The 21,502-nt window shown below is 42.2% G+C and carries 20 protein-coding genes; 1 reads left to right on the top strand and 19 read right to left on the bottom strand.

Annotation, left to right across the window (positions count from 1 at the left end; all coding sequences use genetic code 11):
* Positions 1–131 precede the first annotated feature (131 nt).
* The 19 genes from A3738_RS29140 to A3738_RS05515 form a co-directional block, all read right to left on the bottom strand.
* A complete protein-coding gene (locus tag A3738_RS29140) occupies positions 132–1,262 on the bottom strand; it encodes a glycosyltransferase family 4 protein (protein WP_082889982.1) in 1,131 nt (376 codons plus the stop codon).
* Positions 1,255–2,550: an O-antigen ligase gene (locus A3738_RS05595; RefSeq protein WP_068500785.1), complete on the bottom strand. Its 1,296-nt coding sequence runs from the start codon at positions 2,548–2,550 to the stop codon at positions 1,255–1,257. Before A3738_RS05595 ends, A3738_RS29140 begins: the two co-directional genes overlap by 8 nt.
* Complete coding sequence (locus A3738_RS05590) at positions 2,544–3,569, bottom strand: polysaccharide deacetylase family protein (protein WP_082878300.1); 1,026 nt, start codon at positions 3,567–3,569, stop codon at positions 2,544–2,546. Before A3738_RS05590 ends, A3738_RS05595 begins: the two co-directional genes overlap by 7 nt.
* Positions 3,570–3,596: 27 nt before the next feature.
* Entirely contained in the window at positions 3,597–4,745 is a 1,149-nt protein-coding gene (locus tag A3738_RS05585; protein WP_068500777.1) for a glycosyltransferase, read from the bottom strand.
* Positions 4,735–5,613 (bottom strand): glycosyltransferase, encoded by an 879-nt coding sequence (locus A3738_RS05580; protein WP_068500772.1) that lies wholly within the window; start codon positions 5,611–5,613, stop codon positions 4,735–4,737. The genes A3738_RS05585 and A3738_RS05580 overlap by 11 nt, the downstream gene beginning before the upstream one ends.
* A gap of 7 nt (positions 5,614–5,620) precedes the next feature.
* A complete protein-coding gene (locus tag A3738_RS05575; protein ID WP_068500768.1) occupies positions 5,621–6,949 on the bottom strand; it encodes a hypothetical protein in 1,329 nt (442 codons plus the stop codon).
* Positions 6,950–7,099: 150 nt separating this feature from the next.
* Complete coding sequence (locus tag A3738_RS05570) at positions 7,100–8,080, bottom strand: glycosyltransferase family 2 protein (RefSeq protein WP_068500765.1); 981 nt, start codon at positions 8,078–8,080, stop codon at positions 7,100–7,102.
* Between the two features lie 85 nt (positions 8,081–8,165).
* The gene (locus tag A3738_RS05565; RefSeq protein ID WP_156502406.1) at positions 8,166–9,305 is read right to left on the bottom strand and encodes a glycosyltransferase family 4 protein; all 1,140 of its coding nucleotides are present in this window, start codon (positions 9,303–9,305) and stop codon (positions 8,166–8,168) included.
* Positions 9,272–10,321: a CapA family protein gene (locus tag A3738_RS05560; protein WP_068500760.1), complete on the bottom strand. Its 1,050-nt coding sequence runs from the start codon at positions 10,319–10,321 to the stop codon at positions 9,272–9,274. Before A3738_RS05560 ends, A3738_RS05565 begins: the two co-directional genes overlap by 34 nt.
* Entirely contained in the window at positions 10,308–11,699 is a 1,392-nt protein-coding gene (locus tag A3738_RS05555) for a phenylacetate--CoA ligase family protein (protein WP_068763434.1), read from the bottom strand. The genes A3738_RS05560 and A3738_RS05555 overlap by 14 nt, the downstream gene beginning before the upstream one ends.
* Positions 11,696–12,850, bottom strand: coding sequence for a glycosyltransferase (locus A3738_RS05550; protein ID WP_082878299.1), 1,155 nt, complete (start codon positions 12,848–12,850; stop codon positions 11,696–11,698). Before A3738_RS05550 ends, A3738_RS05555 begins: the two co-directional genes overlap by 4 nt.
* Positions 12,850–14,049: a glycosyltransferase family 2 protein gene (locus tag A3738_RS05545; RefSeq protein WP_197473628.1), complete on the bottom strand. Its 1,200-nt coding sequence runs from the start codon at positions 14,047–14,049 to the stop codon at positions 12,850–12,852. Before A3738_RS05545 ends, A3738_RS05550 begins: the two co-directional genes overlap by 1 nt.
* On the bottom strand, positions 14,049–14,174 hold the full coding sequence (locus tag A3738_RS32325; protein ID WP_255376142.1) for a hypothetical protein: 126 nt from the start codon (positions 14,172–14,174) through the stop codon (positions 14,049–14,051). The genes A3738_RS05545 and A3738_RS32325 overlap by 1 nt, the downstream gene beginning before the upstream one ends.
* Positions 14,171–15,049, bottom strand: coding sequence for an XrtA system polysaccharide deacetylase (locus tag A3738_RS05540; protein WP_068500740.1), 879 nt, complete (start codon positions 15,047–15,049; stop codon positions 14,171–14,173). Before A3738_RS05540 ends, A3738_RS32325 begins: the two co-directional genes overlap by 4 nt.
* Positions 15,049–16,365: a hypothetical protein gene (locus A3738_RS05535; RefSeq protein ID WP_068500737.1), complete on the bottom strand. Its 1,317-nt coding sequence runs from the start codon at positions 16,363–16,365 to the stop codon at positions 15,049–15,051. The genes A3738_RS05540 and A3738_RS05535 overlap by 1 nt, the downstream gene beginning before the upstream one ends.
* A 28-nt stretch (positions 16,366–16,393) precedes the next feature.
* A complete protein-coding gene (locus A3738_RS05530) occupies positions 16,394–17,107 on the bottom strand; it encodes a hypothetical protein (RefSeq protein WP_068500734.1) in 714 nt (237 codons plus the stop codon).
* Entirely contained in the window at positions 17,104–18,648 is a 1,545-nt protein-coding gene (locus A3738_RS05525; protein ID WP_068473431.1) for an XrtA system polysaccharide chain length determinant, read from the bottom strand. Before A3738_RS05525 ends, A3738_RS05530 begins: the two co-directional genes overlap by 4 nt.
* A 5-nt stretch (positions 18,649–18,653) precedes the next feature.
* Positions 18,654–19,277 carry an XrtA/PEP-CTERM system exopolysaccharide export protein gene (locus A3738_RS05520; protein ID WP_082878297.1) on the bottom strand — a complete coding sequence of 208 codons (624 nt, stop codon included), beginning with the start codon at positions 19,275–19,277 and terminating at the stop codon, positions 18,654–18,656.
* Positions 19,278–19,363: 86 nt separating this feature from the next.
* Positions 19,364–20,773 (bottom strand): TIGR03013 family XrtA/PEP-CTERM system glycosyltransferase, encoded by a 1,410-nt coding sequence (locus A3738_RS05515; RefSeq protein ID WP_068473428.1) that lies wholly within the window; start codon positions 20,771–20,773, stop codon positions 19,364–19,366.
* Between the two features lie 181 nt (positions 20,774–20,954).
* Here A3738_RS05515 and A3738_RS05510 point away from each other — a divergent pair.
* Positions 20,955–21,502 (top strand): nucleotide sugar dehydrogenase (locus tag A3738_RS05510; RefSeq protein WP_369819773.1); only part of this gene is annotated, 548 nt, incomplete at its 3' end.

Below are 21,502 nucleotides of genomic sequence, written 5' to 3'. Positions count from 1 at the left end.
TAGCGTAGCCTCATCGCTCGATTCAACGAAGTGCCGCCGCACTTAGGCACATGATGAAATACACACCCAGCACCTAACAAACGTTCTCGCAATTTATGCTGAATAGACAACATTCTTTCATACTTATTCACTCATAAACTCCCATCTATCATTTTTGAATACAAATGCTCTAAGGACTCAGCAGGGATGTCTAACGAGAAGCGTTTAACCGCAATTTCTGCATAGCTATCAAAAGAGTCCTTATTCCTTTCGACTAAACATGACTCAATTGCTCTTGATAATACATGGCCATCTTTGGGGGGAACGATAAAAGCTGGACTATCTTCAAGAACTTCTCGTAGCCCTATACAATTTGTACCAATAATGGGTGTGCCCGCCGCTAAAGCTTCCATCCCTAAGAGTCCACAAGCCTCCCAAAGAGAAGGCATTAAAACTACATCCACACCCTTAATTGCAGCAGGCATATTGTCTGTGTGAGGCATTTGAACAAATATATCCGACAAACCTTTTTGCTCAATCAGCTCAAATTCTTCACGAATAAAGCCACCCCAACCAAAGGTAAGCACTTTTAACCTGCGCCTGTAGCGTTCATCTTTCGTAATCAGGAATTCAATAGCCTCAACAATGTATTTGAAACCTTTTTGGGCCATAAAACGACCAAAAAAACCTAGCAATAACTGATCAGAAAAACCCAGCTCTTCTCGGAAGTCTCGCGGCTCTTCATTATAAAATTTCTCAGTATCTACGCCATGTAAGATGGTGTATATTCTGAAATCTTCGATTTTTGGAAAAAACTCAAGAAAGTTCGCTTTACAGTCTTCACTTACTACGTGAATAGCGTCCATTCTCCTAAAAGTCAGAGATAATAAGAATTTTTTGAACCTGCCCTTCCAACCTGAAAACTGTCTCTCAAGGAAAACATCATGCACCGTCATGAGGTGAGGTGTCATGTGACGTAAAGGTCTACCTAGCCCCACCAAGGCACCCGCGGTAAAACCATGACAGTGAACCAAATCAAAGCCTCTCCGAACTGTATCTCTGTAGGCGAAGAATAGATCTTTACTCGAATGCTCACAATATACGAAAGACAAAGAGGCTCTACTGCACCTCTCTCTTAAAAACTTTTCACCGCCTTCAAACCTAGGCATAACAAAAGTAAGTTCGTAACCATCAAAACAATTCTGCGAATAAATATAACTAAAATAAGTTAATATCCCTCCAACCGGCCAACGAGCGACGATCAATAGGCGCTTTTTAGTCATACTCCCTATACCTCTTCACAAAAACACGCTCTACGGAAATTATTAAGCCCCCAAACATATACCAGTAGTACTGGGACAAACCAAAGTAATTAATACTGTATACGAGATACATCCAATAAATTGCAACTAATGCATAACTCACTCGCCCCCAAAATAAGTTGTACGAGTGCTCGCAATCATTCATGAGTACCTTTATGCGCTTTAAACCAAACCAAATTTGCTTAAGGTAACCTAAAAACAAGACCATCCCAAAAACACCGATCTCAATTAGAAGCTCTGCATAGAGGTTATGGGAAGCCCTACTTTTACCCCATTCATGGTATTTTACTTCAGGAGTTGTGCCCAACCCATTTCCTAAAATTGGTCTTGTTGTTAAACCTAGTTTCATCTCATTTACCATCCCACTCATTCTCCCTTCAGCAGTTGCTGACGAAACAGTATCTGACGATACCAATGATAAATAGCGATCTTTCTGAATGTCGGACATCACAGACCAAGCAAGAATAGCTACTCCAAAAGCAGAAATAATTAGTAAAAGCTTATAACTAGACCGTTTAAAGACCATCCAACCAACAACGCCCAGCGCGAGCAAAGCTCCACGAGACATTGTTAGAATAAGGGCATATAAAAGAGGCGGGATAAGGACAAGAAAGAAGACTTTACGCTTAATTCCACTCGTCCATAAAAAATAATAAAGGAATGGTACAACCGTGGCTATAACAAAACCGAGTTCATTTGGATTGATTACATCTGAAGGTGCTCCTGCTAACCGTTGAGCAAACCCCTCGTCACCAATAAAAGTCCTATCACCCCAATACCCTTCTGTTAGATTTAGATAAAGCGGCTCGTAAACACGAAAAACTTGGCAAGCTACAAAAACAAATACAAATAACTTTAGTCTTTTCTGGGTATCGATAATCATTGCCGTAAAAAAGAAAAAACATACAGCCTTAACAAAGTCTGGAAAATTATTCAACGCGCTCCCTGGCCATCTTACAAGAAGAAAGCTCAAGCCAAGATAAACTATTAACCACTTAATTTTTTTAAAAGACTCCTGCTGATAAATATCTAAAAACTTTCCTCTCTGAACGAATAAAAGAGCCGTTAACACTAAAACAATCAGAAGGGTTGGACGGATAATCCCGTATCCAGGTATGCGAGCGCTTAGGTGAAGAAAAAAATCTATTAAGAAATATATATATAACCAAAATGTAAAACCGCTTACAGGTTCTGTATTGGAAAGTGACATAGCCTTATCAATAGTTTCTGAAGGACCTGCGGCTAACAAACAACACCTTCCATACGATTGTGCGCCCCTCGAAGTTTTGCCATGAGAGTTTCTACACCATTTACAGACTTGTAAAACTGAAACCACTCCTCAGATGCAGTATGCCGTCTCATTTCATACAATTTTGTAGCCGCCTGACTATCGTAAAAAGCTGTCACAGATGAACAAAAGCCATTCTTTCTTATCACGTTAATGACACCCTCATTGAAGTCATTTGGCTGTCCGTTAGGAAAACAAAAATCTCGATCATTTATACCCAAATTTTCAGTCATCAACTGCATACAATGCGAAACTTCGATCTCTAATTGTTCATCACTGACCTGTCCTAAAGAGGGATGGGTATGAGTATGGCCACCAATCTCAATGCCATGCGACTGCATTTCTCGCAATTGTCCCCAAGAACAAGCTTCATAACCTACTGGGGCAGTCGCTGGAAACTCTATATTCAGGGCTTCATAGAAGCAATTGATCCAAATATGTTTATCTTCATCAGAAATAGAGAGCAAATACCCAACAATTTTACTCCAAAGCAGTGGTCGGGTGTGCTCATTAATTGCTTGAGAAGGAATAGAATTTCCGTCCATTACTAATTCAGAACTCAATACTTCTGCATTGTTTAACGCCCAGCTTATCTGGTCGGGCCATAGCCAAAGCTCTTTATTTACGAAGCCCGTTGTCACAAACAATGTTGCGGGTAATTGGTGTTTTTTCAATAAAGGATAAGCAACTTCATAAAAATCCCGATAACCGTCATCCACAGTTAAAACCAAACTATTTTCAGGCGGTGAGATGCCTTTCTGCTTGCAGGAACGCAGCTCAGAAAGCGAGATAACATTGAAATGTCTCTCAAGGTAGGTGAGCTGTTGATCAAGCACCTTGGAGGAAATATGGCCCGATTCTGGCTCCTTGCTGAACCGATGAAACATGATAATGCGAGGTTCGTTGCGCATGAGCCAACGTATAAAGGCATAGCCTCCTAACGGTCCCAGCATTTGGATTATCTTGGATTTTGAAATCATGGTTAAGCTTTCGTGCTAAGTAGAGGGCTAACGCTCATTTAATACGTTTATGTACAGTTCTTCTTGATGCGCAAGCATAACAGGCAATGTAAGGTTTTCGGCGACTTTTCTTTGTGCCTCTCTGCCAAATGCTGCACGTGTTTCTGCAGCGTCTTTGGCTTCAACCAAGGCATTTATGATTTCTGTCAACTCACTAACATCACCAGCCTCATATAAAAAACCGGTTTTCCCATCGTCAACACACTCCGGATTACCGCCAACAGCCGAACACACTACCGGCTTACTATGCTGCATATACTCAACAATTGCGTTTGAAAAACCTTCGGACTCAGAGCACAACAAACAAATATCAAAACCTTGGATATAATCACTAGCCTTGCTTTGACTTCCTACGAACTCAACACGGTCTAACACATTTAAGTTATCAGCCAGGGCTTTCAGATCACTTGGGTCTCCCCCACCAACGATCACCAATCTCAGCTTAAAGCCTTTACAGGTCAGTTGTGCCACAGCATTAATCGCGTCCTGCATACGCTTAATTGGTCGTATATTCGCGACGATACCCAGAACAATTTCGTCATCGCTTTGGCGCAAATCGATCTTGTTAGCGGCTAGAATCTCAATATCCTGATATCCGTTGTAGACAACATGCACATTTGCAGGTTTATAACCTTCTTTCTCACAAGTAATTTCTTTCACGGCTCTACTATTAACAATAGCAGCATCGACCAGCTTTGCGTTAAAGCGCAGCGCTTTCAAGTAAGAGGGCGTATACCAATAGCCCATATCTCTTCGAGAAATAATTGATTTAATACCTAATAATTTCAAAAGTGGGGGGGCAATAATTGAGGGATCGTTAAAAAAGATATGTGCAAGCTGATAACCATCAATCTTTTTTTTTCGAAGTAACTTAAAAAGCTCCCACCAAGTATTTAGAGAAGACAGTTTCGAATAACCAAGTACAGAAACACCGCATGGAAAACCGTTTTGTTCAATATACTGAGAACAATTAAAGAGAATTAAATGCGGCTGAAACTGATCCCGATCCAACCCTTCAATTAGCTTGTATAGCTGTCCTTCAGTACCGGCATAAGGAGACGTGAAGCTATCAATGATATAAAGCAACTTAACAGGATGTGGCATAAGAATGTAATCTGCTAATCGCTCAGTTAACAACTTCTTTGCCGAGTAAAACTTTTAAGCTCCGAAGCGGGTCAAGAATACCCGCTTTAAAAATATGAACCAAAGCTTTCATATATCGTCCCTGTCTGATAAAGACCTGCCCTAAGCGGAAGTTCAGGACCGCTTTACGTTTGCGAATTGTGCTCGATTTGTATGGGTAGCGTTTTGAAGCAGCTTCCAGAATTTTGAATCCCGTCGTCCAGCGCACATCTTGCTTCTTCGTGCTAATCGAATTTTCGTGCCTTCGATAGTTAAAAACATAGTCTGGCAGGTATGCAAACGTACATACCTCGCTAATACGAATTAGCATGTCGTGATCTTGCGCAGAACGATACTCTTCGTTAAAAAAACCGACTCGATCGTATACTTTTTTACGCACAAGCGAATTTTGAGGCAGCAAAATATAACAGTCCAATAGCACTCTATTGGGATCGTTATTTTCTTTGGGGTCTTCTGGATAAAAGTCATAGTACCGCTGCCCATCACTGTCGACACCGTAGCCATTACAATAAACAAGACCTATATCAGGATTTTGTTCCAAATATGCGACCTGAATTTCAAGTTTATTCAACTCCCAAAAATCATCACTATCTAAGATTGCTATATATTTTCCAGAAGCTTGCTTCAAGCCCAAATTAATGGATGCAGACTGGCCTTTATTTGTATGGCCCTCATGCGCAAGCACAGAAATTTTGTCACCGTACTCAAGTAATTTTTCATACGTGCCATCTGTTGATCCATCGTCCACAACGATGAGTTCAAAATCCTCAAAAGTCTGATTTAAAACAGAATCGACGGTTTGATTTATGTATGATGCACGATTATAAGCTGGAATTACGACACTTACCTTTATAGACTCCATAACGAAGTTACCTTACTTCTGCTTCAAATAAAGGTGGCGGTGCCGCGAAGCTGGTTCCCGAAGACAAAGGATACCCGATATCGTTTGCGACCCCATTTTCATCAATAACATAAACATATAACAACTGGGTTCGATCCAAACTTCCATAAAAAGCTTGCCACGTAATTTGATTTTCAGACCACGAAACGGGTAGTTGTAACTCAGAATGTGTTACGTCACTCCATTGCGCAGCATTGGCTAGCAGCACCCTCTGCGGGGTACTATCTACATATATATCTGCCCCATTGGCACCATTAAAAAGTTGTTTTCCATTGAAGCCAATTAGAGCAACAGAAGGGCTAGAGCCATTAAGGTTCGCAGCATTACCTATATCAAGAATCTCTAGAACTTGACTATTTACTCTACGCTCCACAGTACTGGCAACGAGATCGATATAAATTTCAAGATGATGCCATGTATTAGGTTTAAGGTAAGTTCTAAGCTGGCTATCATTTCCGGCCGTAGTTAGCTGGTCCTGCGTCCAAGATAAGCGTAATCCGTCTTTTCCTGCACTATCCTCCCAAACTCTGATAAATTTAGTCGAACCATGACCGCCGCTGAGCCACCATCCACCACTGCTAATGATCGTATTAGTGGTAAGGGTCGCTCCTGAGCTATTACCCAGCAAATCAATACCATTCCAGCCCAATCCTTTAAGCCCCCCAGAATCAGTTATCTGAAGAGCTATTTGCTTATCAGTTATGCCTAAAACAAATGCCTCAACCGAAGTGCCTTGAAACGTTACCTTTTCACCTTTATCAAAAGAGCCTATGAGATTATTAAATCCAAACTCGTAATACTCATGCTGATCATAATCAGTTCGAAACCACCATGACATATAAAGTTTTTCATTGTCTGAAGGAGGGGTTAACCCTCCATAAGCCCTCGGCCACCCTAGGAAACTATTTGGGCCTCCCCACCTGTAATTACGAGTTCCACCGGCAACTCTCGCATTATCATGCGTCAAATAAGTTGGGGTTGTATATTCATTACTAGCCTTTACCCATAAAGTATCTGGATCTTTTTCAGGCCTAGGAATTCCAAAATCATCAGCAAAACTACTCTGATGATCATTATATACCCCATTCTCAAAAGCATAATCACCAAAATCATATATGACGGGCGCTGCCTGAGCTTTAAATCCATAACCAGAGCCAGTCAATTCGAACACTTCCCTGCCGTCTGAGGGATCGACGTTTGTTATGCTCTTTATCGCTGGGGCTGCATTCAGGCTTGTAGTAATTACAACCATGAAAAACGGCATTAAAATAAAAGTAGAGAGCCGATTCTTAATCATGATGCTTCCTCATATATTGTTTACAATTTCTTCGTAAGTATGGTTGGATCTGCAACTAACGCACGGTCTATAACGCCCGAATCAGACTAGAAGCACATATTTTGCGTAACTAATTCACAATTGAATCTAAAATCTCATTTCCAGTTCAATTTACTCAGTGGAAGAATTCTTTCTCTTGTACGGGTCGCTAAACAAGCTAGTCGCCAATCCGCATGCTTTAGCAATGAAATAATTGACATCTAAAGCAAAAGCTCCAACCAATCGACTAGCATTAAATGTAACTTGTGCCCGATTTACTCTCTTACAAGTAAATAATAAAGGGATCATGACTAACAATATAACGTTCAATCCGCCTAATGCTGGACTGTAAAAAAACGAAAGTGGAAGCATCAATATAAGCAAAGAAAATACAACGACAGCTATAAACGTTTTATCGTCGAACAAACTAGTTTTAGAATGAATAAGACTAGATGAGTGCCAAAACTGCCTTTTGAAAAAGTCCGTTAATGTTTGCGGGTAGCCCATATGAACAACAGCGGCCCCATGTAACTTCCGTAAAGAATAGCCAAGAGAGGCAACTTGATATGCAAGCTTAGTATCCTCACCTGCATTAATTACTTCATCAAAGCCCCCTATCTCATCGAAAATATTCCTCTTTATTATGAAGCTGCCACCAACCAGAATACTAGTCGGGCCATCTTCCGGTTCGGATGCCAACACCCAACAGCGTTCTACCCACGTCGGTTTATCACGGGATAAATAGCTTCCTCCCACTGCTCCAAGCGATGATTCCATCAATAACATATGTACAGAGTCTTTGATCCAGTTTTCCGGTGCAATACAATCCGCATCTATGAAAGCCAATATCCCGCCTTTCGCCAAAGAAGCTCCGAAGTTTCTAACGCCTCCAACTTTACCTCCAAGCTTAGAAACTACTCTTATAGGATATTTACTAGAAATCTCCACTGATTTGTCAGAGGAACCATTATCAACCAAAATTATTTCGTAGCAGTCTTGAGGATAAGACTGAGCCAAAAGAGCGCTGAGGCAACCTTCAACATATTCCTCTTCGTTGTAACAAGGGATAATTACGGAAACAAAAGGAAGTTCATCCACTTCAATAGAGGTCATAAAAAAATCTCTGCTGGATTATTAATAGAAAATAGTTGGAACAGAGATCAAAATGATAACTCGCAAATCATATTCATCTCTCACGTTATCTTTTAGAATATAAAGCGATATAACTTTTACCCATGGCCTCAAGAGTAAATTTGTTCAGAAATAAACTCTTTGATAGCGCAATCATCTCTTCATGTTTAGCCTTTTGACTCAGAGCAAATATCAATCCTTGTTTTAAATCTTCAACTCCAAATCCTTCCGTTAAGATCGCACATTCCTCTGAAGCGAGATATTCCGAAAACTTGACTGGAGTAGAAAGAATTGCCGTTCCCCCTCTCATGGCTTCCAGCAAAACAAGTCCAAAGCCTTCATGTAGACTAGAACATACAAGTAAAGACGCCTCCTCGATTAATTTCGCAGGATTAGGAAGATACCCTGTAAATACCACGCGGTCATCACAACCCAGTCCCGTAACAAGCTCCCTTAAACTTTTATCTAGGACACCATCACCGATAATGACCAGGACAGAATCATTTCCTGTAGACTTTAGTTGCGCAAAAGCCCTGATCAACATTGCAAAATTTTTTTCAGGGCTTAGACGGCCAATTGCAACAACCATATTCTTCGAAGAGCCCATCAATTTTTTCAATCTATTATCAGATTCTGGACCGAAACTAACGGGAGACGTTCTGGGAATACCGTTGTACACGGTAACCAAACGATTTTCTCCGATTAGAGTGCTAATCAGGTCCCTTACATGATCAGAAACCGCTACATTTATGACTCCCTTTCGCATTGCCATATACTGATGCACAGATCTCTTGACCCTAGATTTAAACGACGACTCTAAAAGATATGGATAATCACTATGAACCGTTGAAATTAACTTAGCAGCTGGCAACCTGGTTAAAGATGCAAAAAGAAATGGTGTAAAAGAGTGTGCGTGCACCACATTAGGATTTATCAATAACAACAGCTTTCTGAGGGCTCGATATCCATCAAACATTAATCTAGAAGGATTAAGAACAAAAACGTCACGAGCACCAGAAAAATACTCCCTATCAGAATAATCCCCTTTTAATAAAACAACAAAAGATTCAATGCCATTAGCATTACAATGATCTATTAAATCTCTAACAACAGAGGTAATCCCGCTTTTAGGCCAATGCACAACGTGACAAACCCTCAGGCAACTATCGTTCTTCATTTCCATCGCACAAAACACTTGATTTTCCAAAAAATAAACTTGGCCTTTAAATAAGAGTTTCCTTTATGAAAATTCGCAATCAAATACAATAACTTTCGTAGCCATTCTGGCGGCCATAATTTAGTTTTTTCTGTGCCACGAGTAAAATTAAACGTAATATTAGGTGCTCTTTCTGGCAAGCCAACAGCATTTATTCTCACAGGCCATAATCTGTAAGATATAGAAAGGTCTGTCGAAACATCTATTTGCAGAACGGCCGTCCGCCGCAGCCTTTCATCCCAGGTTAAATCGAAAAGAAAATTCCCCAAGCTATAGGCAATAACAGATCCGTTATAAAGCTCCACTTTTTGAAATATGTGAGGATGATGCCCCAAAAAGATATCTACACCAGCATCCACTATCTCTCTGACACAATGAATATCATTTTCGGTAGGGGTGTCTTCTGCTTCAATCCCAAAATGCAAAGATAAGACAAGAATATCTACATCAGAGCGAATATGCTTAATATCAGAAATGACCGATTCTTTTTGAAACTCTGAGTAGAATTTCTGCCCTGGAATATAGGCTTCTTCAACTGCCGAATAACCTAAGAAACCTATCTTCAAGCCATTAACGGTTTTATACAAAGGTTTAGGTTTTCCTGTATTAGACTCCAAGCAACCAACTACATCTATTCCTTGACTATCTAAAATACCAACCGAATCTAAGAAAGCTGCTCCGCCATGTTGACAAACATGATTATTAGCAACGTTAACTACATTAAAGCCTCCAGATAAAAGTGCATCCGCCGCTTTCGGAGAGCCCCTGAACGCTACTGAGTGAAAGTCACTAGGATCGTAACCCTTATTAGAAATGACACTTTCTAAATTACCAAATACTATATCTCCACTCTTTAAGATTGGTGCAACATCTTCAAATATATGATGAGATCCGAATTTATTGATCTTTGCTGTTGGACCATGCCCGATAGAGAAATAGTGATCTCCAAAACAAATATCGCCAACCGCAGTGAATCGCAATTTTACCTCGCCATTAGACTCGGTCATAACTAAGCTCACTAACAACAGCCCTAAATTTACCGCTTTTCGTTTTTTCTATCTTTCTATTTGTTATCAACTCAACGCCAATTCCGGGACCAATTCTCTTTCTTAACTCTGTAACCAGATCACTACCATTACCCTCAGTGAAACTCGAATCTGGTTCAACAATTAACTCTAAATCTCCATTCGCGAACTGAACAATCTGAGCTGCTTTAATGTTGAAATCTCCTTTAAAAATAGGGTCTAGCCTGCCAACAGGAGTTCCATCCTTTTTGTATAACAACTCATCTGTTCTACCTGTCAAGCTAGTTATTTTCTGATATCTAGCGTTGCTATGATCAGACAATTCAATTTGAACAGTATCCCCGACGCAATAACGTAACATAGGCATATTTCGATTAACCAAACCAGTAACAACTAAGTCACCTATCCCTTGTCTCATAACTAGCCCAGTATCGACCAAGACTTCTGCAACCCCATGTTCTGGCTCTAATTTCATACATTCATCATTTTTCTGAGTCGCAAAAAAGGCCATCTCTGTACACCCATACTGATTCACAACAGGCGCATCAAAAGCCTGCTCCAACGCCTGTCTCTGATATGGAAAAAGCGGCTCTGCAGTTGTCATGAGAAGCTTAAGCTTTAACCTAGGTAAGTCTCGGGAGTTAATGTATTGAGCAATAGGGACAATACTTGAAGGATAGGCAAAAATTTCATCAGGTTGGTAGGTAGCGAGCTTTCGATAGTAATACCCTAGATTACCTTCGTTAAGATGGTATGAGGACATAAGCAGATTCCGCCCAACTGCATCATACCTCCAAAATGGCGGGTAATTTTGATCACTAAGCATAATGACGCGACCAAATAATGTCGCTCTTTTTGACCTGCGAGTGAGACCGTATTCTACTCTTAAGCGCGTAAAAAACGCGTAGTGTTTAGTCCTGTCCTGCGGAGAGCAGTATATGGTTAATGGCGTTCCGGTCGTCCCACTTGTATGTAATTTAATTAGTTTCTTAGCAGCAGGCTCTCCACCTAGAACAAACCGTTCTGGTGCGTCTCTCACCTCTTCTTTCGTAAGAACAGGGAAGCGCTGAATATCTTCCAATGAGCGAATGTCTTTAGCGGAAATGCCTTGTGAATTGGCCCAGTCGCGATAATGAGGTGAGTGGTTTATTGCCAGACGCGCCATACTCACAAAGCGTTCAGATTGAAGCTGTTTTAGTCGCTCTCCAGAATAACGTCGACTTTCCTCTAGCTCACGCTCAAAAGCATCTGCACCTTTGCCATAGCGCTCTTTATATAACCTCCAGCCCATTAAGGAAACAGCGATGTTCTGCATCCAAACTGGACTTAGGTAGTAGATGCTCTCCAATGATTTATTCACACAGAGCCCTTGTCTTTGAGTATAGACATATATTGATCTAAATACGCCGCAGCCATTACTTTCGATGAAAATGTCTTCTTGAACACCTCCCAAGAAGCATTCGTTTGTTGCTTTATCTCATCTTGTTGAAGAAGGAATAACCCTAAAACATCTTCTAACGACTCAATCTTTCCAGGCTCTACCAAATACCGATAGTTTTCCCCTAGTACAGTTGAAATAGCTCCTACATTCGAAGCTACAACTGGTAGCTTCGATCTAACCGCCTCAAGTAATGTTATAGGCAAGCCCTCTGTCAATGAAGGCATCAACAAAACATCAAAGTGTGACATCAAAGACCCTGCATTATTAACATAACCAGCAAGAAAAACATTCTCAGAAAGACCGTTATCATAAATTAAACGTTCAAGCTCTAATCTCTGCCCTCCCTCTCCATAAACAATAATGCCAAACTTCTCCTTGAGGTCTGGCCTTTTTTTATAAAGAGCAGCTAATGCTAAAACTAATACATCAAAGCCCTTCTCAGGCGAAAGTCGCCCAACAGCGAGCCCTAAAAGATCAAACTTATCCCTGAGGACCTCTTCTTGGCCCCTCAATTGTTCTTGCTCGTATCTCACGGGCAAACCATTAAAAACGACTTGCGTCTTTGCTGCCTGTTTTTGGATAGCGGGGATTTTTTCCATCGCGTTACTCACCAAAATAATGCGTTCAAAATTTCGTAAAGCGACGCGATCTAAAACTTCATACAGCCACATTTTCGAGAAAAGTTTTGGGGCCACGTACCCATGCACTGTCGTCACAAGCTTAACTTCATCAGCGCATTTTTTCGTTAGGGCTAATAGAATATTAAACTTATACCCGTGGGAATGCAGATGAGTAAAACCTTGTTCATGTACCCACTCCCAAATCTCTCGCATTCCTTTGACATTCAGCCCGGCCTTCATCCGCCACGCTTTGCATGGGATTCCCAGTCGCTCCGCTTCTAGCTCAATGGCTTTTGGTTTTTCATTGACTGTGCCGCAACTTAAAATAGTCGGTTGAAGTCCTTGTTTAATTTGCTCGCTACAAAGCGTGAGTAACATTTTCTCGGCACCATAAAGTCCACCGCTATCAATAAGGTGCAATACTTTAATTGTCGGCTCGATCTTATCCACTACCCCGCCCTTGGTTTCCAGATCACTTGTTTCTCACCTTTCAAATACCGCCATGTTGCATGTGCGCAAGCCACGTTTAGTAAGGTGAAATAATAAGGGAGGGTAAGATAAACAGGAGCTCGCTCATCACTCATTCGTAGTTTCCCGAGAAATGCTAAGGCATAGAACATCACTTGAATAAGCAGAGTTAATAAATAAAACGGAGAAGCTGATAAAAGTGCAACGTTGCTAAAAAAACAAACCAATAAAGGGATAAACGCCAAATACCGAAGTAACTTGTGCGATAGCATCTGAAATGCAAAGACCCCATGTTTAAATGGATTAAACAAGGTTCGCATATCGTGCATTGCCCAAAGCGCTCTAAGTGATACGCGAACACGCATATTATATTCGCGCCCTGAGTCATCTAGAGCTTCTTCTTTGAGGAGAGCTTGCTCTTCGTAGACGACGCGATAACCTTTTTCGGTAACTTTTAATGGTTGAACAAAATCCGGCAATTGATCTGGACGAAGCTGTTCAAACAAAAATGAACGAATCGCGTCGATCCCACCGTCAACCCCAACAACTGAGCCAACTTTCGTTTCTTGCTCGCGCAGATAGTTTTCATACTTCATATAACTAGAACAGCCGTCACCTACAAGCGAACCATCACCAGTGACGTAGACCATTTTTCCGGTGACATAACCTACCTCTGCATCCGCAAAATTTGCCACGATTTTCCGTAGAGCATCAGCCGCGTAAAGCGAATTCGCATCAGAAAAGACCAGTATGTCTCCTGTTGCTTGAGGAGCGATGAGATTAAGGCCAGAAGTTTTTCCGGCACGAGGTGTTTGGCGGACTAGGCGAATCGAGACGCCAGCAGACTGTTTCAAACTGGGGTCAGAGCCCGCTAGCGGTGTCTGACCCCTTTGTTTTGCTGCTAGCTCTTGAACGATGTCATCAGTACGGTCTTCTGATTCATCTGATACAACGATAATCTCTAGCTTGTCGCTTGGATAATCTAAAGCAAGCTTATTATTGATCGTGTCAGCGATATCTTTCTCTTCATTAAATGCAGCAATGAGAATAGAGACTTTTGGTTCGAAGGTCTCATCTTTAGAAATTGGATTCCCCCGCCCTGCGATCAATTTAATTACAACGGGATATCCCAAATAGATATAGACGACAAGAAAAGCGCATAGCCAGAATAGGAATTCCATTATGCACCGCCCTTTAAATTTTCTAACAAAAACAATGGATTCCGCATCAAGTGCGGAATGACAGAATTATTGCCCTGAATGGCAGCGTTATTACTCAGGATAACGACAAGGTTGATAAAGGTCATGCAGCCCCCTTATCAGGTCGCGAGCTCAATAATCCCTTCTCGATTAGCACGTTTTCCATGCTATCGAATTTAAAATCTTTCAACAGTTGCGCTAAACGCCCTTGGCATTTCTCGAGATTGTTGTAATGCCTAAATGTTGATTTCCAGCCAACCCCAGGAACACGCGGCTGATCAGGATCAACCTCCCAAGGATGAAGATAAAACATGAATGCATTTTCTTCACGATTGATTTTACCGAGCCCAAACTTGGTAAACCAATACGGGAATAATCGAAAATATCCGCCACCAGCGATAGGCAATTGATAGCCTGCCATTTTTATAGAGCTAATCGGAAATTCAACAATATCCCCTTTCTCAGAACCTTTATATACATGCGGCTGCTGAGGAAAATCTGGAATACCGTAGAGATCATGTCTGACAGGAAAAATACTCGAATCGTATTCAAAACCTGCTTCAACTAGGGTATCAATCGCCCAAAGTGATTTTTCTGTTACTGAGTAACTAGCCGCTCGGTATCCACGAACCGGAGCTTGGGTAATATCTTCTAAGATCTGTTTTGATTTGAAGGTTTCTTCGCGAAACACTTCAGGGCTTTGGTTGTAGATAAGCTGATGACTATACCCGTGGCTGGCAACCTCATGCCCTTGTTTCGCAATTTTCTCTACGACGCTCGGATAATGATCTGCAACCCAACCTAGGGTAAAAAATGTTGCGGTAAGGTCTGCATCATCAAACATTTGAAGCAAGATATCGACGTTGCGCTCAACCCTACATTCTCGATCTTTCCACGAATCAACAGGTACTTGCGATTTCAGCGCGGCAACGTGAAAGTAGTCTTCGACATCAATAGTTAGCGCATTGGTAATTTTAGGCATTACAAAAACTCCCAACGCAAACCAACACCAACACTCAATTCGTCAAATTCTCTGGGCTCGACAGTGTCGTTTGTTCTTGTTTCGTAAGTAACAAAACTATCTGCATATAGCTCTTCAACTAACTGATATTTTAACGATGCAGTTACGGTATGCGTTGTATCAACCCCCAGGCCTTTGATTAAACCGAAGCTTTCACGCGCATATTCATATTCAAAGCGAGGGATGAGCCGAGAATAGAGTTTAGGAGAGAAGCCAATCAAGGCGCCACGATAGCGCTCAGTAAAGTCTTGCAGTTTGAAATGACTTTCTTCGTATATCAGCCCTATGTCATAGGTGAACGCATCGGCGTCCCTAGAGGCATTAAAGTTAAAACGCGACCTTGTTTCGATATCTGTTGTGGTGGTTGCTTGAACGGGATCAATATCAAGCCTGTTGCCGGTCTCATCATCTTCGAAACCAATCGATGTATCAGAAATTGAATGGTTATACTTTAAGTCAAAATTATGCCAGAGAAAGGCCTGTCGAGTGAGTTGCACGTCTACAAAACCGCCTGTCTCAGATTCGGCAACGGTACCATCATCTGACTCAACCTCTTGCTGACCAATATCTATTTTCAAAAGCCCATCAACGTAAGCACGTGATAACGCTAAAGACACCGAGCCATTACTGATCTCTTCGTCACTGTCGCTTTCAAGCACCTCAGAATAACGGGTATTGAGGCTAACAGAGGTGAGGCGATTAATTTGATGCGAAACAGACGCCGAACCTTCAGCACGTTGGTTATCATCTGCATCGTCTTCCGAGTTATCAACGCGAACATAATTACCGCGCAAAAGAATATTTGTTAGGCGTGACACCGCATAGTTAATGGTTGGACCGGTTCGAAAAATATTCCTGAACTCACGCGTATCGGGGTTCTCGTCTTGACTCGTATCGGAGACAACATCGGTACGCGAAAACGTGGCCTGCCACTCAAGAAAGTCCTCAACCAAATCAACCGTAAATAAGCCAAAGCCGGAGGTCAGTGAGGTTTCGTCTTCGTATGTGCCTTCGTAGTAATGCTCATTTTGTAACTTGAGGGTTGCATCCGCTTTAAAACGCTTTCGTACTTCTTCAACACCTAGTTCGGCGTACGTTGTTTGAATAACATCGGTTTCGGCATTAGTGTTTGTGCGTCGAACGTTGTCCGTATGTTCGATTCGGGAGCCAATCGCGCCCGTTGCCTCTGTCGCATGGGATTGACTAGCAAACACCATCAAAAGAAAACAGGAAATAAGCCCCGATAAAACGCGTTCGCGGCAAAATTGAATGTCCATGTATCACTACTCAATTAACAATTTTGTTTTAGTTGTTGTATATCAGACCAGCTAATTTATCTTCGCCAACGATATCGATCGCAATCTGAACCTGATCACTCGTCACTCTCGCATGAGGGACCACTAACACGACCATATCCACGATGCCCGCCAAAATACGCGCTTCAGATGAACTAGCCACAGGAGGCGCATCAATAAAAATATAACGATCAGAATAGCGATGTTTCACTTCATCAATGAACGAAAGCATTTTTTCTGATTCGAAGTACTCAGCCGCGCCTTCGCTATTTGATCCAAGAGGAATTGCTCGTAATCGCGGTACGCCAGTCGCATAAACGATGTCTTTAATACCAATAGCGGGGTCACTAAGATAATCAGTAATGCCTATCTCTGCTTCACCAAAGATTAAGTTCTGAGCATATGGAGAGTAGAGGTTTGCATCTAGAACCAAGCTTGTTTTGGCCTTATCTAGCGCAAACACAGAGGCAAGGTTCTGCGTCACATAACTACCGCCACCACCATGGCTCACCGAACTAACCATGCATACAAAGTTTTTCTTTTTTTGATGCTGCAGTAACTGCGTTCTTAGCTCCCGAAATATATTAAGCACTTGAGGGCTATTCATACCCGGGTAAATCAGCTTTCTTTCATCTAACTCTTGTTGAGTGAACTTATCCACTTCTTCCATTTGATCAATACGTGGATTCGATTCTGATACAGCCGCTTTGGTCAACTCGCTCACAGTAACACTCCCATATGAAACGCCACAGCTAAGCCTGTATAGGCTGCAAAAATAGCCAGCGCCAAGATTCCACAAACGACCATATCACTGCGTCTCAAACGCTGTGTAAGCGGTGTATTCACATGAGGAATAACAGCTAATACGCGTGCATCCATAGCATAAATAGATGATGCAAAGCGGATTCTCGGATCAAGCAGTACATAGGCGACAGCTAAGCCGATCACGAACAATATTCCTAACACTGGACCAACTAATACAAAATGTATAAAACGTAAACCAGAGGGCATCAAAGGCGGCAAGGGTGGCTCTTGAATTCGATACGTCACACCCTGCCCCTCGATATTCAAGGTCATTGAGAGACGGGCCTTCTCTTTACGCTCGAGCATATCCTCATAAATTTTCTTGGTCACATCGTAGTCACGTACAAGCTCCGCTTCTACTGCGCCACGCTCAGCGACACGCTGACGGCGATCGAACTCATTGATTAGCAAACCATCTAGAACAGTTAAACGCTTTTGCTTGGCTTGAATAGATGTTTCGACTTGAGAGATACGGCTGCGCAATTCTTGATAAAGAGGGTTAAGCAAGACCTCACTGCCCTCTTCGAGCTCACGAGGCTCGCCTTTATTCTCTTGCGCAATCGCTCGTTCAAAGGCTTCCTGTTCTATGACTCGCTTCAAATCGGCAATTTGGTAACGCAGTGTAATAACGTCTGGATAGTCTTCTGTGTAGGTCAGCAACAAGCTTGACAATGTTGATTCCAATTCGGCTAATCGCACCGCGTAGGCATCGACTTTTTTGGTGGTTGCGGCGAACTCAGACTCTTTTGAAATCTGTTGTTGCAAAGCCTTTAGCGTAATTTCGTCTTCGTCAATCGAGATCTTGAGCTCCTCGATTTGGTTTCTCAAGCGCTGAATACTCGAGCTGACATCTGTATCACGCCCATCAAAATTACGAGCTGTAAATTCTTTTAGCTTGTTCTCGGCAGATACAAGCTGCTCTTTGTATTGCTTCACTTGATTGTCGATAAACAGGAATGCTTCACGGCTTTCTGCTCGCTGCTCATCAGAGCTTGTTCGAATAAAGGTATCGATAATTGCATTCAAGCCCTGATAAGCCTCATCAGCACTCGACGCAGAAAAGTCGATAGACATATAGCCTGAGCCGATTGACTTTACTTTGATACTTGCACGAAGTGCAGTGATATAGTTTGCCATTGAAGAAGGCGTTTCTTCTGTTTTAGCGCCGTATACGTTTTTCGCAACAACGGCCAACAAACTTGGCGAATAAAGCTTCTCACGCACAACCTTTGTACGATCTTCAACTTTTGACTGTTTCGCTTGCTCAGCAAGCAACGGCCCTAAAATGTTTTGGTTATCAGCGTAAATCGTAGCAGATGTCTCGTACTTAGACGGCCAAAACATACCCACCACTAAAACAGCAAAGCTCACAAGCGCGAAGGCTGTGAGCACAGAGAATTTGCGTTGCCAAAGCTCTCTAAAGATAACGTTGGCGTATTGCAGAATTTGAGCGAAATCCATCGAACTTAGAAGCCCCGCTCAGGTACGGTGATGATGTCTTGTGGGAATAGGCGGTAATTAGAATCCAACACACCTTTTTCAAGAATATCGTTCAAGTAAATAGGATATACCTTCGCCCCTTCCGAGGTTTGACGATACAATTTTGCTTCGTTGCCATTCGCAAATGGCGTCAAACCACCTGCTTCAAGAATCACATCTAGCACGGTGATGCCTTTGCGGTAGGCAATCGAACGCTGTTGCGCGACTGCACCAGTTACGCGGATTCGGTGAATAAATTCAGCACTCGTTGGGTTCGTAACAATTACTGTTACCTTCGGCGTTCGAATAAAGTCGCCTAGTTTTTCTTCAATCGTTGCAGACAGCTCACGAGTACTAATACCATCTACTTTCAAATCGCCAACTAACGGAACAGAGATTTTGCCATCAGGACGAACGGTCACGTTCACTGACAAATCAGGATTTCGCCACACATTCACAGATACCGCATCGCCGATACCCATTAAATACTCTTCAACGACACCGATACTTGATTCAACTGGTTGTTCTTCAACTGTATTCACAGAGCTACACGCATACAGCCCCATTAGCGCAGCTAACACAGCCACTTTAGACACTACTCGCTTAAACATACTTTGGTCCTTCAACTCTCATTCTTTTAAGTGTACCGCAATACATAGAAAGGGGTCAGAGTAAAAGTACTCTGACCCCAATATTTCTAATGCACACCTTTTCCAAGCAACACCACTTCAACCGTCTGAATGACGATTAACACATCCATAAAAAAGCTATGGTTCTTCACATAGTACAAATCGTATTTGAGCTTATTTCTTGCGTCTTGCACAGATGCGCCGTATGGATACTTAAGCTGCGCCCAGCCCATCAAGCCCGGTTTAACTTTATGGCGAGCATCGTAAAACGGAATTTGCTCTTTTAAATCTGTAACGAACTCAGGACGCTCAGGTCGCGGCCCAACAAAACTCATATCACCGGTAATTACATTCCATAGCTGCGGCAGTTCATCTAGACGCGTATTGCGAATAAACGCGCCTACTTTTGTCACTCGCGAATCATTCTTCTGCGCCCAAACTGCTTTGCCGCCTTTTTCAGCATCTTGGCGCATACTGCGAAACTTGTAGATGGAGAACTCTTTACCGTTATAACCCACGCGTTTTTGAGAGTAGAGAACAGGAAAGCCAGATTCCAAAGCCACCGCTAAAGCTGTAAGCAACATAAATGGCCACATGATCGCCAATATGAACAGAGCAATACTTAGATCAAAAATGCGCTTTACGATGTCTCGCGCTTGAGAATAAGTAAAGCCATTGGAATATAAAGCCCAACCTGGACGTAACATAGAGATTTCTAGGCGCGTCATTTCTCGCTCCAAAAACTCCAGAGGCTCTTTCACACTCACACCTGATAGCTTGCAGTCAAGCAATTCATCAACAGGAACACCACCACCCTCAGTACGACGACGTTCATCTGGCGCAACAACTATCTCTGTCACATTATGCGCTTTCACAAAGCTCAGCCAATTTGCCGGCACAGGAAGCAGTTGATCAGCGCCAACGACCACTTCTTCTGCCCCTGAAGGAACACAACCAATCAGCTTAAAACTACGCGCTTGGTCTAAGCTACTTAAACGCTCGATAATTTCTGCAGCTTGATGTCCTGCTCCCAATATCACAACATTGCGACCAAGATTGGCTAAATCGACCACCCAATAAAAGACCAAACGAATCACTAAAACCGATAAAAACGCAACAATCACAGCATAAGCAAGTACGCCTCGCCCTAAATACAGTCCCGGAATTAAAAAGAACAAAACGGTCAGCGCGATCATGCCTAAGAAGCAATAGGCGACAAGCGTACGCAGCATCATGCCTGTTTTTCCTTCTTGAAAAACAGAGGTATAAACGCCCATAGCCAGCGAACAACAATTTAAGATAAGAGCAAATAAAAATGCTTGAACAATTGGGTTTTGTAAAAATAACTCAGTCTCTGAGAAGTAGTTGCGAATATCCACCGCAACAAACAATGAGACAGACAGAGCTGCGAATTCTAGCGCGCCCAAAAAGATAAATTTGCTATGAAGGTAATGATTTAATATGCGAACGTGTGCCACGTCGGTACTTCCTGCTGTAACTACTTATGTCCTGTGCGTGACAAATTGCCACATAAAAGTTGCGCTATTATGAACTCAAGGCTGTAATATAAAAAGCATAGCTTAGTTATATATAAGAGAAAGTTAGTTATATAAAACTATGTAAAACAACAAGATAATTGATGTATAGAAGAAACAAAGCATGGACCAGCAAGTGAAATTGTGCGTAATAGGCCAAGGCTACGTCGGCCTTCCGCTAGCAGTAGAATTTGGAAAACTTTACCCAACTATCGGTTTTGATATTAAAGAAGACCGAATCAGAGAACTCCAATCAGGCATCGACAGTACGCTTGAGTGCTCAAAAGAAGAACTCGCAGAATCAACGCAGTTAAGCTTCAGCACAAAGCTTGAAGACATCGCAGAAGCGAATGTTTATATCGTCACCGTTCCAACGCCGATCGACGACTATAAGACGCCAAACCTAACACCATTGATCAAGGCCAGTGAAATGCTGGGCAAGGTCGTTAAGCAAGGCGACTATGTCATTTACGAGTCAACCGTATACCCTGGCGCTACAGAAGAAGATTGCATCCCGTTGATCGAAGCTCGCTCGGGACTAAAACTCAACGAAGACTTTTTCGCGGGCTACAGCCCTGAGCGTATCAACCCAGGCGACAAAGAACACCGCGTCACCAATATCCTAAAAGTGACTTCTGGCTCAACCCCAGAAGCTGCTGAATACATCGATCA

The organism is Oleiphilus sp. HI0066 (assembly GCF_001635725.1).
Note: the sequence above shows the minus strand (reverse complement) of the source record. Positions and strands in the feature narration are given on the sequence as shown.